13 protein-coding genes and 2 tRNA genes are annotated in these 10,981 nt (G+C 70.0%); 4 read left to right on the top strand and 11 right to left on the bottom strand.

Going from position 1 to position 10,981, the window contains the following annotated elements; genetic code table 11:
- The first annotated feature begins 173 nt into the window (after positions 1–173).
- Complete coding sequence (locus ASG96_RS15890; protein WP_235506740.1) at positions 174–812, top strand: TetR/AcrR family transcriptional regulator; 639 nt, start codon at positions 174–176, stop codon at positions 810–812.
- 58 nt (positions 813–870) lie between these two features.
- Complete coding sequence (locus ASG96_RS15885; protein ID WP_057588548.1) at positions 871–2,418, top strand: DHA2 family efflux MFS transporter permease subunit; 1,548 nt, start codon at positions 871–873, stop codon at positions 2,416–2,418.
- A gap of 64 nt (positions 2,419–2,482) precedes the next feature.
- On the opposite strand, the gene ASG96_RS15880 is transcribed toward ASG96_RS15885, so the two are convergent.
- The 8 genes from ASG96_RS15880 to tig all read right to left on the bottom strand — a co-directional run bounded on the left by ASG96_RS15880 (position 2,483) and on the right by tig (position 8,647).
- Entirely contained in the window at positions 2,483–3,121 is a 639-nt protein-coding gene (locus ASG96_RS15880) for a hypothetical protein (protein WP_057588547.1), read from the bottom strand.
- Between the two features lie 46 nt (positions 3,122–3,167).
- Positions 3,168–4,445, bottom strand: a complete 1,278-nt coding sequence (clpX, locus tag ASG96_RS15875; protein ID WP_056759351.1) for an ATP-dependent Clp protease ATP-binding subunit ClpX — start codon at positions 4,443–4,445, stop codon at positions 3,168–3,170.
- A gap of 148 nt (positions 4,446–4,593) precedes the next feature.
- A complete protein-coding gene (locus tag ASG96_RS15870) occupies positions 4,594–4,854 on the bottom strand; it encodes a hypothetical protein (RefSeq protein ID WP_057588546.1) in 261 nt (86 codons plus the stop codon).
- 45 nt (positions 4,855–4,899) lie between these two features.
- The gene (locus ASG96_RS15865) at positions 4,900–5,154 is read right to left on the bottom strand and encodes an acyl-CoA-binding protein (RefSeq protein WP_056759357.1); all 255 of its coding nucleotides are present in this window, start codon (positions 5,152–5,154) and stop codon (positions 4,900–4,902) included.
- A 114-nt stretch (positions 5,155–5,268) separates the two neighbouring features.
- A complete protein-coding gene (locus ASG96_RS15860) occupies positions 5,269–5,922 on the bottom strand; it encodes an ATP-dependent Clp protease proteolytic subunit (RefSeq protein WP_056759361.1) in 654 nt (217 codons plus the stop codon).
- A 30-nt stretch (positions 5,923–5,952) separates the two neighbouring features.
- A complete protein-coding gene (locus ASG96_RS15855; protein ID WP_056759627.1) occupies positions 5,953–6,555 on the bottom strand; it encodes an ATP-dependent Clp protease proteolytic subunit in 603 nt (200 codons plus the stop codon).
- Between the two features lie 267 nt (positions 6,556–6,822).
- Positions 6,823–7,164: a hypothetical protein gene (locus tag ASG96_RS15850; protein ID WP_057588545.1), complete on the bottom strand. Its 342-nt coding sequence runs from the start codon at positions 7,162–7,164 to the stop codon at positions 6,823–6,825.
- A gap of 148 nt (positions 7,165–7,312) precedes the next feature.
- Positions 7,313–8,647 carry a trigger factor gene (tig, locus tag ASG96_RS15845; protein ID WP_057588544.1) on the bottom strand — a complete coding sequence of 445 codons (1,335 nt, stop codon included), beginning with the start codon at positions 8,645–8,647 and terminating at the stop codon, positions 7,313–7,315.
- 140 nt (positions 8,648–8,787) lie between these two features.
- On the opposite strand from tig, the gene ASG96_RS15840 reads away from it, so the two are divergent.
- A complete protein-coding gene (locus tag ASG96_RS15840; protein WP_057588543.1) occupies positions 8,788–9,303 on the top strand; it encodes a hypothetical protein in 516 nt (171 codons plus the stop codon).
- Positions 9,304–9,371: 68 nt separating this feature from the next.
- Here ASG96_RS15840 and ASG96_RS15835 read toward each other — a convergent pair whose 3' ends face one another.
- Both ASG96_RS15835 and ASG96_RS15830 read right to left on the bottom strand, forming a co-directional pair.
- Positions 9,372–9,668 carry a DUF2087 domain-containing protein gene (locus ASG96_RS15835; protein WP_056759367.1) on the bottom strand — a complete coding sequence of 99 codons (297 nt, stop codon included), beginning with the start codon at positions 9,666–9,668 and terminating at the stop codon, positions 9,372–9,374.
- A gap of 44 nt (positions 9,669–9,712) precedes the next feature.
- Positions 9,713–9,786, bottom strand: a tRNA-Gly gene (locus ASG96_RS15830).
- A 134-nt stretch (positions 9,787–9,920) separates the two neighbouring features.
- Between ASG96_RS15830 and ASG96_RS15825 the strand changes: the two genes are divergently transcribed.
- Positions 9,921–9,994 (top strand) — tRNA-Pro (locus ASG96_RS15825).
- A 235-nt stretch (positions 9,995–10,229) separates the two neighbouring features.
- On the opposite strand, the gene trmB is transcribed toward ASG96_RS15825, so the two are convergent.
- Positions 10,230–10,970 (bottom strand): tRNA (guanosine(46)-N7)-methyltransferase TrmB, encoded by a 741-nt coding sequence (trmB, locus tag ASG96_RS15820; protein WP_082591820.1) that lies wholly within the window; start codon positions 10,968–10,970, stop codon positions 10,230–10,232.
- Between the last annotated feature and the right edge of the window lie 11 nt (positions 10,971–10,981).

Raw genomic sequence — 10,981 nt, 5'->3', positions numbered from 1 at the left:
TGGCTCGTGCGCACGAGCCCGCCCGCCGAGCGGGTGTGAGACGTCCGGCGCGATGTGCGAGACGACCCGGCCGGGGTCGAGGGTCGACACCGCGTTTGCGATTCGCGTCGGGGCGACCTACGCTTTGATGAAACGAAACAGTTTCGTTTCATCGGGGTGGGACCGGGGTGAGCATGAGCACGACCAGCGCGAGCACGACGGACGCGGCACACGCGAGCCGTCCGCGCGTCGCAGGTGACCGCGAGGTCGAGATCCTCGAGGCCGCGATCGACGTCCTGCGCGAGTCCGGCTACGACCGGCTCACGTTCGACGCCGTCGCCACGGCCGCGCGAGCGTCCAAGGCGACGCTCTACCGGCGCTGGCCGCACAAGCGGGACCTCGTCATCGACGCCGTCGGGCTCTTCATCGACTGCCCGGCTGAGCAGGATCCCGACACCGGGACCCTGCGCGGGGACCTGCTCGCCCAGGCCTGCGCCGACGGGGGCCTCGACGACGAGGTCGTCATCGGCACGTGGGGGGCCCTGCTCCCCGTCATCCACCGCGAGCCGGAGCTGGCCCGCGGCATCCACGAGCGGTTCCTGGCCCCGAAGATCGAGGCCACCCGCACCATCTTCGAGCACGCCAGAGAGCGCGGTGAGGTCGGCGCCGACGCCGACCTCGACACCCTGCTGATGATCCTCCCGTCCCTGTCGATCCACGAGGCACTGCTCTCCGGACGTCGACCCGGGCCGGACCGCATCGCCGAGTTCGTGGACAGCGTCGTCCTCCCGGCCTGCGCCGCCACCCTCGCGCCCGCGCCCAGCCCTCGCTGAGCCGGCCGCGTCGGGGCGACCCCACCACCACCCCTGCATGTCTTCGAGAGGAACACCCATGTCTTCGAACACGGCCTTGGAGGTGGACGAGCCCCAGGGCGAGTTCACCTCCCACGACACCCCGCCGAAACGCCTCGGCCTGGCGCTCTTCGTCATCTGCGCCGCCCAGCTCATGATCGTGCTCGACGGCACCATCGTGACCATCGCGCTCCCCCACATCGAGGCCGACCTCGGCTTCAGCCAGGCGAACCTCCAGTGGGTCATCACCATCTACACGCTCGCCTTCGGTGGCGTGCTGCTCCTCGGCGGTCGCCTCGGCGACCTCTACGGCCGGCGCCGTCTGTTCTTCTGGGGCATCGTGCTGTTCACCATCGCCTCGCTCGTGGCCGGCATCGCCCAGAACGAGGCGATGATGCTCGCCGCCCGCGCCGTCCAGGGCCTCGGTGGCGCTCTCGCCGCCCCCAACGCGCTCGCGCTCATCACGACGACCTTCCCGGCCGGCAAGGAGCGCAACCGCGCCATGGGCGTCTTCGCCGCCATGTCCGGCGCCGGCGCCGCCATCGGCCTCATCCTCGGCGGTGCGCTGACCGAGATCGACTGGCGCTGGAACTTCTTCATCAACCTGCCGATCGGCATCGTCGTCGCGATCCTCGCCCGGCGCATCCTCACCGAGTCCGAGGACGGCCGGGGCTCGCTCGACATCCCCGGTGCCATCACCTCGATCGCCGGCCTCTCCTCGCTCGTCTACGGCCTGACCCACGCGGCGAGCACCTCCTGGAGCGACGCCACCACGGTGACCTACCTCGCCATCGGCGTCGTCCTGCTCGTGGCCTTCGTCGTCATCGAGACGCGTGTCGCCCACCCGCTCCTGCCGATGCGCATCCCGGGCGACCGCACCCGCGGCACGTCCTACTTCGTGATGCTCATCGTCGGCGCCGCCATGTTCGCGATGTTCTACTTCCTCGGCATCTACATCCAGACGATCCTCGGCTACTCGCCCCTCAAGACGGGCCTCGCGTTCCTGCCCTTCTCGGTCGGCATCGTGGTCGCCGCCCAGATCGCGTCGTTCCTCATCGCCAAGGTCGACCCGCGCTGGATCGCCGGCGCCGGCGCTGGCTTCGCGGCGCTCGGCATGTGGGGCTTCACCCACCTGACGCCGCAGAGCACGTACTCCGCGGACCTGCTGCCGTGGATCGTCGTCCTCGCCTTCGGCCTGGGCCTGATCTTCGTCCCGCTCACGCTCACGGCCGTCCACGGCGTCGCCCACGAGGACTCCTCGGTCGCCTCGGCCGTGCTCAACACCATGCAGCAGGTCGGTGGCACGCTCGGCCTCGCGACGCTGAGCACGATCTTCGTCAACAACATGGGTGACAAGGTCGCCGAGCTGACGGCGAAGCTGCCGCAGGGCGGTCCGGCCCCGACGCAGGAGCAGGTCGCAGCAGCGCAGAAGATGATCGCCGACGAGGCGTTCACCTATGGCGCGAGCCGGGCCTACCTCGTCGCGGCGATCATGATCGCGGTCGCCGGCGTCGTCACGCTGGTCGCGCTGCACGTGCGCCACCAGGAGCTCGCGACCGACGGCGCTGCCCCGGCGCACATGGGCTGAGCGCTCCCCCGGCTCCGCACCTCGAGAGGCCACCGTTCGTCATGAACGGTGGCCTCTCGCCGTGTCAGGGGTGGGGGTCGGCCCAGACGGCCGCCCACGGGACGTCCCAGCCGGCGACGGCCAGGCGTCGCTCGACGAACGCGTGCTGCGGCAGGTCGACGACGCGCCCCACCGACGGCTCGTAGACGTCGAGCTCCTGCTCCCCCGTCGGCGGCATGACGAGCACGACGTGGCGCGGAGACCAGGCGTTGCCGACGTAGAGCAGTGCGGGACGGCCGGGCCGCACCCGGGCGCGGAGGGCGGCATACGTGTGCTCGAGGCCGACCCGCCCGCGGTGACGGAACCACGTGACGTCGTAGTCGGCCTGGGGGTCGGTGGCGCCGTACTCGAGCTCGTTCAGGGCGCCCCAGGGCGGGGTGCCGAGGGCACGGGGCCACGGCAGCTGCAGGTGCCGGCCCGCGCCGACGAGCGCGTTGGTGCGCGACGCGACGACCTGCTCGTAGGCGGCGAAGCGCTGCGCCTCGGTGCCGGCGTCGGGCACGTCCCCGTCGCGGGCGTCCTTGCGTATGCCGTCCCGGATCCACTGCGCGAAGGCGGGGTTGGCGAGCATGCGGGCGATGGTCAACGACGCCGAGCCGCACGTCGTGCTGGTCTGCTGGACGGGCGCGTGGTCACCGGCCACGAGCCGGAAGGGAGCGGCCACGGGTCAGCCTCCGTTCACGCGGACGACGCGCGGGCGACCAAGAAGGTCAGGCGGATTCCTTGCGGGGACGCTTGGCCCGCGGCTCGGCCTCACGGCGCACGATCGTCGGGTTGACGTTGTCGAGGACGACCTCGCGGGTCACGACGACCTTGGCGATCTCGTCGTCGCTCGGCACGTCGAACATGACGGGGAGGAGGACCTCCTCCATGATCGCGCGCAGGCCGCGGGCCCCGGTGCCGCGCAGCAGCGCCTGGTCGGCGACAGCGGCGATGGCGTCCTCGGTGAACTCGAGGTCGACACCGTCGATCTCGAACATCTTCTGGTACTGCTTGACGAGCGCGTTGCGCGGCACCGTGAGGATGTTGACGAGCGCCTGCTGGTCGAGCGGCGCGAGCGTCGTCAGGACGGGCAGGCGGCCGATGAACTCGGGGATGAGGCCGAACTTCAGCAGGTCCTCGGGCATGACGTCCTGGAAGCTGTCGCCGAGGTCCTTCGGGTTGTGCAGCGGCTGGCCGAAGCCGAGGCCCTTGCGACCCGAGCGCGACTCGATGATCTTCTCGAGGCCGGCGAACGCACCGCCGACGATGAAGAGCACGTTGGTCGTGTCGATCTGGATGAACTCCTGGTGGGGGTGCTTGCGGCCACCCTGCGGAGGCACGGATGCCGTCGTGCCCTCGAGGATCTTGAGCAGCGCCTGCTGCACGCCCTCGCCGGACACGTCGCGCGTGATCGACGGGTTCTCGCTCTTGCGGGCGATCTTGTCGACCTCGTCGATGTAGATGATGCCCGTCTCGGCCTTCTTGACGTCGTAGTCGGCGGCCTGGATGAGCTTGAGGAGGATGTTCTCGACGTCCTCGCCGACGTAGCCGGCCTCGGTCAGGGCCGTCGCGTCGGCGATGGCGAAGGGGACGTTGAGCATCTTGGCGAGCGTCTGCGCGAGGTACGTCTTGCCCGAGCCGGTGGGGCCGATGAGCAGGATGTTGGACTTCGCGATGTCGATGTGGTCGTCGTCGCGCTTGACGCCCTCACCGGCCTGGATGCGCTTGTAGTGGTTGTAGACGGCGACGGCGAGCGACTTCTTGGCGACGTCCTGGCCGATGACGTAGTTCTCGAGGAAGTCGAAGATCTCGCGCGGCTTCGGCAGGTGGTCGAGGCCCAGCTCGCTGCTCTCGGCGAGCTCCTCCTCGATGATCTCGTTGCAGAGGTCGATGCACTCGTCGCAGATGTACACACCGGGACCGGCGATGAGCTTCTTGACCTGCTTCTGGCTCTTCCCGCAGAAAGAGCACTTGAGGAGGTCTCCGCCTTCTCCGATGCGTGCCACCGATTCGCTCCTGGTTCGTCGGCGCCGAACGCTGGGGTGCACCCGGCAGGCCCCAACCTAGGGGCCGACTCCTATTAGACGACGGAGGGGGCCACCCTCGCTCGCGCAACGCCGTTTGTCCGCTGATGGCGGACAAACGACGACGCTGTCACTTGAACGGAGTTCCAGCCGAATCGGGCTGTGTCCCACCGTCGCTGCCGTCACCGTCGTCGACCCCAGTGCCCCCGTCGCGGCCACCGCCCCCGCCGCGTCGGCGGGTCGTGAGGAACCCGAGGCCCACCGCGAGGGCGAGCCCGCCGAACGTGACGACGAGCAGCCCGACGAGGGCGATGACGAGCATCGTCGTCAGCGACATCCCGTCACCGAGGTCCGGGGCCGCGCTCCCGGGCAGGTCGGCATACGTCCTCATGCCAGCAGCGTACGGCCCACGGCCGGCCGCCACGTGGTCCGGCCGTCAGGCGGAGGTGAGGTCGCGGACGATCGCGACGTACTGCTCCTGGGCCGCCTCGGGAGCCGTGCCCGAGAGCTTGGCCCACGCGTCGTACTTGGCACGCCCGACGGGGTTGGTGAAGCCCGGACGCGAGCCGGTCGCGTCACCGGCCGTCGCCTGCTTGAACAGCCCGTAGAGCCGAAGCTTCACCTCGTTGCCGGGGTCGGTCGTCAGGGCCTTGACGGCCTCGACCGCCTGCTCGAACTCCGCACTCGCCATGACCGGACCTCCATGCTCGACACCAGGTTCACCTGACATCCAAGCAGGTACGCCGAGGGCCGGGTCCCAGCGGAACCCGGCCCCACGGCATACGTGCTCGTGACGAGCGGGAGGTCAGTCCTCGAGCGAGGCCTTGCGCGAGGCGAGGACCTCGTCGATGAGACCGTAGGTCTTGGCGTCCTCGGACGACAGGATCTTGTCGCGCTCGATGTCGCTGCGGACCTGCTCGGACGTGCGGCCCGTGTGGTGCGCGAGGGTGTCCTCGAGCCACGTGCGCATGCGCAGCACCTCGTTGGCCTGGATCTCGATGTCCGACGCCTGGCCGTAGTCGCCGCCCGAGAGCGCCGGCTGGTGGATGAGGATGCGGGCGTTCGGCAGCGCGAAGCGCTTGCCCGGCGCACCGGCGCCGAGGAGCACCGCGGCGGCCGAGGCCGCCTGGCCGATGACGAACGTCTGGATGTCGGGACGGACGAACTGCATCGTGTCGTAGATCGCCGTCATGGCCGTGAACGAGCCACCCGGGCTGTTGATGTACATGAGGATGTCGCGGTCGGGGTCGAGCGACTCCAGCACGAGCAGCTGGGCGATGATGTCGTCGGCCGACGCGTCGTCGACCTGCACGCCGAGGAAGATGATGCGGTCCTCGAAGAGCTTGTTGTAGGGGTCGGACCGCTTCATGCCGTAGGAGGTGCGCTCCTCGAACTGCGGCAGGATGTAGCGGCTCGAGGGCTGGGCGACCGCGAGGCGGTTGGTGGGTTCGATGTTCATGTGTGTCTCCAAGTCCTGGTCAGACCGCGGTCAGTTCTCGGCCTTGGCGTCGGCCTGGCCGACACCCTTGCCCTCGACCGCCTGGTCGGAGCGGCTGAAGACGTGGTCGACGAAGCCGTACTCCTTGGCCTCCTCCGCGCTGAACCAGCGGTCGCGGTCGGAGTCCTTCTCGATCTGGTCGATGGTCTGGCCGGTGTGCTCGGCGATGAGCCGCGCCATCTGCTTCTTGACGTAGAGCATCTGCTCGGCCTGGATCTTGATGTCGGTGGCCGTGCCGCCGATGCCGCCCGAGGGCTGGTGCATCATGACGCGGGCGTGGGGCGTGGCGTAGCGCTTGCCCTTCGTGCCGGCCGAGAGCAGGAACTGGCCCATCGAGGCGGCCATGCCCATCGCGACGGTGGCGACGTCGTTGGGGATCCAGTTCATCGTGTCGAAGATGGCCATGCCGGCGGAGATCGAGCCGCCGGGGCTGTTGATGTAGAGCCAGATGTCCTTCTCGGGGTCCTCGGCCGAGAGCAGCAGCAGCTGCGCGGCGATGGCGTTCGCGTTGTCGTCGCGGACGTCGGACCCGAGGAAGATGATCCGCTCCTTGAGCAGGCGGTTGTAGATGTGGTCGTCCAGACCACCCGGCATGCCGTTGCCGTTGGCGGAGGTCTCCGAAATCACCGTGTCTCCATCGTCGAAGTGGTCCAGCCTCTCGCCACGGGATGTGGCGCCGGCTGGCTCGTCACTGACCCTAACGCCCGACCCCTCGGCCAGATTTCCCGAACCGCGTCGTGTTCGCCGTGAGCGCACAAACCTGAGCCGGAGCGGCGCAACCACACGCACGGACCCCGCCGGTCGTAAGCCGTCCGGCGGGGTCCAGGTGCGCGTGCGGGTGGGTGCCCGGCTGGTCGCGGACTACTCGCTGAGGCCGTTGTCGGCCCCGGCCTCGCCCGAGTCGGTGTAGCTGCTCGAGTCCTTGGACTCGTCGAGCGAGCGCTCGCGCACGTCCTCGCCCGCGGTGCTGCCGTCGAGGTTGCCGCGGTCGGCGTCGGACTGGTCGACGCCACCGTCGACGTCGGTGCCGGGCTGCCCGGTCCCGGCGTCACCGGTCGTGCTGGCCAGAGGGTCACCACCGGCTCGGTCGTCCTCGTCGCTGCCGCCGATCGCCGACGGCGTCTGGGCCATGCCGCCCGGCTGCCCGGCCAGGGAGTCGGCGGTGGTCTCGGGGTTCTGGTCCGTCTCGTCGTGCGCGGTCATGGTGGCTCCTCGCCGCTCGGTTCGCTTCGTGGGTCACCGCTGGTCGTACCCCGTGGCCCGGGACCGGAACCGGGGCTCTCCCCGACGTGCCGCTGGGCCGGCTCCCGTGCGGGAGCCGGCCCAGCGGCCTACGAGCGGTGTGGGACGGTCAGGCGTCGGCCTTCTCGGCCTGCGCGTCGTCGGCGTCGGACGCCACCTCGTCCTCGTCGCCCTCGGTGCCGGGGACGGCCTCGTTGAGGTCGATGACGTTGCCGGCGGTGTCCTTGACGGAGACCTTCTCGAGGACCGTGGCGAGCGCCTTGCGCCGGGCGACCTCGGCGACCATGGCGGGGATCTGACCCTCCTGGTCGAGCGACTGCGCGAACTGGTTGGGGTCCATGCCGTACTGCTGCGAGCTCATGACGAGGAACTCGATGAGCTCCTGCTGCTCGACCTGGACCTCTTCCCTCTCGGCGATCGCGTCGAGGACGAGCTGGGTCTTGAGGCCCTTGCGGGTGCTCTCGCCGACCTCGGCACGGTGCTCGTCGTCCTCGAGGCGACCCTCGCCCTCGAGGTGGCTGTGCACCTCGGCATCGACGATGCTCTCGGGGATCGGCACCTCGACCTTGTCGAGGATGGCCTCGAGGAGCTGGTCGCGGGCGGCGACACCCTGGGCGAACTTGGCGTCGATCTCGGCCTTGGCCGTGAGGTCGGCCTTGAGCTCGTCGAGCGTGTCGAACTCGGAGGCCAGCTGGGCGAACTCGTCGTCGAGCTCGGGCAGCTCGCGCTCCTTGACCGCGGTGACGGTCACGGTGCAGCTGGCGTCCCGGCCCTCCTGGTCGCCACCGGCGAGGGGGGCGGTGAAGTTCTTGGTCTCGTCGGCCGTCATGCCCACGAGCGCCTCGTCGAGGCCCTCGAGCATGTTCTTGCTGCCGACCTCGTAGGACACGCCGGTGACGGAGTCGATCTCGTCTCCGTCGATCTCGGCGGACAGGTCGATGGAGACGAAGTCGCCGTCCTGGACCGCGCGGTCGACGCCCTTGAGCGTGCCGAAGCGGGCGCGGAGGTCGGTGAGGCGCTGTTCGACGGCCTCGTCCTCGACCTTGGCCTCGTCGACGGTCAGCTCGATGTCGCTGAAGTCGGGCAGCTCGATCTCGGGGCGCTTGTCGACCTCGGCGGTGAAGACGAAGTCCTCGCCGTCGGTCGCGGGGACCTGGAGGTCGGTGATCTCGGGCTGGCCGAGCGGGCGGACCTCGTTCTCCTCGAGGGCCTGGCCGTAGAACGTCGGGAGGGCGTTGTTGACGGCCTCCTCGAGGACGGCCGCGCGGCCGACGCGCTGCTCGATGATGCGGGCCGGCACCTTGCCCTTGCGGAAGCCGGGCACCTGGATGTGCTCACCGATGTGCTTGATGGCCGCGTCGAGGCTCGGCTTGAGCTCCTCGAACGGGACCTCGACGGTCATCTTGACCCGGGTCGGGCTGAGGGTCTCGAGCGCACTCTTCACTGCGGGGTACTCCATTGGGGTGGTGCCGACGTGGTCGTCGACGGTGAACGGACGGGCCAGCGCACCATGCTATAGGGCACGCGCCCGATGGCTAAATGCGCGGATCGTCCGCGGGCGCCGCACGCCTATGCTCGGGGGCCATGAGCACCCCTCCCGGCCCGTTCGCGTCCCCAGAGAACGCGGCCCTGCGCCCGATCCAGATGGTGTCGGTCGCGGTCGGCATGGGAGCCCTCATGCTGAGCGCCGTGCGGATCCTCGTGGACCCCTCCGCGCCACTCCCGTCGGCCTGGGCCGTTGGCATCGTCCTCGCCACGCTCGTCGGCTCGGCCACGCTCATCCGCTACGTCGGATATGCCGTCCCCGCCCTCCCGCACGGCCTGCCGCGGGAGAACGCCGAGACCACGAGCCTGCGCTACTTCACGTCGACGACGACCCTGCGGACCGCGCTGGCCGAGGCGCCGGTGCTCGTGGCGTTCGCCTGCTCCTTCGTCTTCACGCCCCACACCTGGCTGACGCTGCTCATCGCGCTCCCGGGCGGGCTCGCGCTCTTTTGGGTCCACGGCTGGCCGTCGGCACGCACGGCCGCCGCCGTCGAGGAGGGCCTGGAGGCCGACGGCGCCGAGAGCTGGCTGAGCGAGGCGCTCGGCTTCCGCTGAGCACCACCGACGGCGTATGCCGTGTGGGCCCGACGGGCGACGATCGTGTCGTCCCGTGGCGGGTGTCGTCAGCCGACGGTGCCGCCGCTGCGCCAGTAGAGCCCGTCGGCCCGGTCGAGGAAGCCCTCCTCGACGAGGTAGCGGCGCAGGGCCGCGACGTCGGGGTGGAAGGCGCGGAGCCGGTTGTTGACCTCGGTCTCGTCGTAGCGCTCCCCCGGCTCGAACTCCTGCGAGAGCAGGTCGAGCACGACGAGGCGTTTGCGGATCTTGGTCGGGATGCTCGTCAGCGTGCCGTCGGGCGCGAGGAACGAGCGGAGGACGGCGTCGCGGTCACGCAGGGCGTCCTGCAGGTCGGGGCGGAACATGCGACCCACGCTAGGAAGTGCGGCGTCGTGACGCCAAGCGGTTTTGGAGCGGGCGACGAGAATCGAACTCGCGTGATCAGTTTGGAAGACTGAGGCTCTACCATTGAGCTACGCCCGCAGGGGCGCCGGTCGTGCCGGCGATCCGAGGCGTCAGCCTACTGGTTCCCGCCCGGTCCGCTGAAATCGACCCGCCCGCGCGGCGTGGGAACCGGTCGGTTCGCCGGCCACTTGTCGGCTACGATTCCGACGCCACGGGGTGTGGCGCAGCTTGGTAGCGCATTGCGTTTGGGACGCAAGGGCCGCAGGTTCAAATCCTGTCACCCCGACTGCACGAAACGGGACGTGGACGCGACGAAGTCGCAGTCCACGTCCCGTTTCGCTACGTCGGGGAGACAGGATGCCGGGAGCCGGAGCGCATCGACGTGAGGGACGAGCGGCGAGACGCGACGGCGGCGTCCTGTCACCCGAGGGCAGGAATGCACTGCGGTCCGAATGTCGTGGAGATCACCCGGCACCAGGTGCCGAGAAGACTCCACAGCCTCCGCCGCTCCCGGCGTGCTGCTAGGGCAGCAGGTCCAGCCGGAGCTCGTTGATCGTGCGCCCAGCCGCAATTCCCTTGGCCTCGAAGCCGTTTCGTGGACGCCACTGCGGCCGGTCGACGCGGTGCGCCTCGAACCCCGGGTGCGCCGCGACCTCGGCGAGGGCGTGCTCGGCGTAGAAGTCCTGGTCGGTGGCGATGAGGACGTGGCCGCCGGGCTTGAGGACGCGGGCGAGCAGGTCGAGGTTGGCCGGGCTGACGAAGCGCCGCTTCGTGTGCTTCTGCTTGCGCCACGGGTCGGGGAAGAAGAGGTGGACGGCGTCGAACGTGGCGTCGGCGACCCGCTCCTCGAGGAAGAGCACGGCGTCGCCGATCTCGACGCGCAGGTTCGGCACGCCGGCCTCGTCGGCGTCGGCGAGCATCCGGGCGAGCCCGGGGGTGTGGACGTCCATGGCGAGGATGTCGCACTCGGGGAACGCGGCGGCATACGCGATGGCGGCGTGGCCGTGGCCGCAGCCGATCTCGAGGACGACGGGGGCCGTGCGCCCGAAGGCTGCAGCGGCGTCGAAGGGGCCGTCGGGCACGGAGCGGGCGGGCGCGAGGCGCTCGACACGTTCCTTCGTCAGGGACGACAGCCGCCCCCGGCGCACGAACGTGCGCACCCGGGCGGGGGTGACGCCCGGTGGCAGGTCGGGCACGACGTGCTCCTTGCGCCGGTCGGGGCCGGCCTCGGGCATGGTCGCTTCGGTGGGGTGCTCGCTCACGCAGGCATCGT

The sequence above is a fragment of the Terrabacter sp. Soil810 genome, assembly GCF_001429645.1.
Lineage (GTDB): Bacteria > Actinomycetota > Actinomycetes > Actinomycetales > Dermatophilaceae > Terrabacter.
This window is presented reverse-complemented; position numbering and strand designations above follow the sequence as displayed.

What these genes read in the sequence shown, in the direction of transcription:
- ASG96_RS15890 (WP_235506740.1), top strand. Translation starts at nt 174, where the DNA reads ATGAGCACGACCAGCGCGAGCACGACGGACGCGGCACACGCGAGCCGT.
- ASG96_RS15885 (WP_057588548.1), top strand. Translation starts at nt 871, where the DNA reads ATGTCTTCGAACACGGCCTTGGAGGTGGACGAGCCCCAGGGCGAGTTC.
- ASG96_RS15870 (WP_057588546.1), bottom strand. Translation starts at nt 4,854, where the DNA reads ATGAGGACGTATGCCGACCTGCCCGGGAGCGCGGCCCCGGACCTCGGT.
- ASG96_RS15865 (WP_056759357.1), bottom strand. Translation starts at nt 5,154, where the DNA reads ATGGCGAGTGCGGAGTTCGAGCAGGCGGTCGAGGCCGTCAAGGCCCTG.
- ASG96_RS15860 (WP_056759361.1), bottom strand. Translation starts at nt 5,922, where the DNA reads ATGAACATCGAACCCACCAACCGCCTCGCGGTCGCCCAGCCCTCGAGC.
- ASG96_RS15855 (WP_056759627.1), bottom strand. Translation starts at nt 6,555, where the DNA reads ATGCCGGGTGGTCTGGACGACCACATCTACAACCGCCTGCTCAAGGAG.
- ASG96_RS15850 (WP_057588545.1), bottom strand. Translation starts at nt 7,164, where the DNA reads ATGACCGCGCACGACGAGACGGACCAGAACCCCGAGACCACCGCCGAC.
- ASG96_RS15840 (WP_057588543.1), top strand. Translation starts at nt 8,788, where the DNA reads ATGAGCACCCCTCCCGGCCCGTTCGCGTCCCCAGAGAACGCGGCCCTG.
- ASG96_RS15835 (WP_056759367.1), bottom strand. Translation starts at nt 9,668, where the DNA reads ATGTTCCGCCCCGACCTGCAGGACGCCCTGCGTGACCGCGACGCCGTC.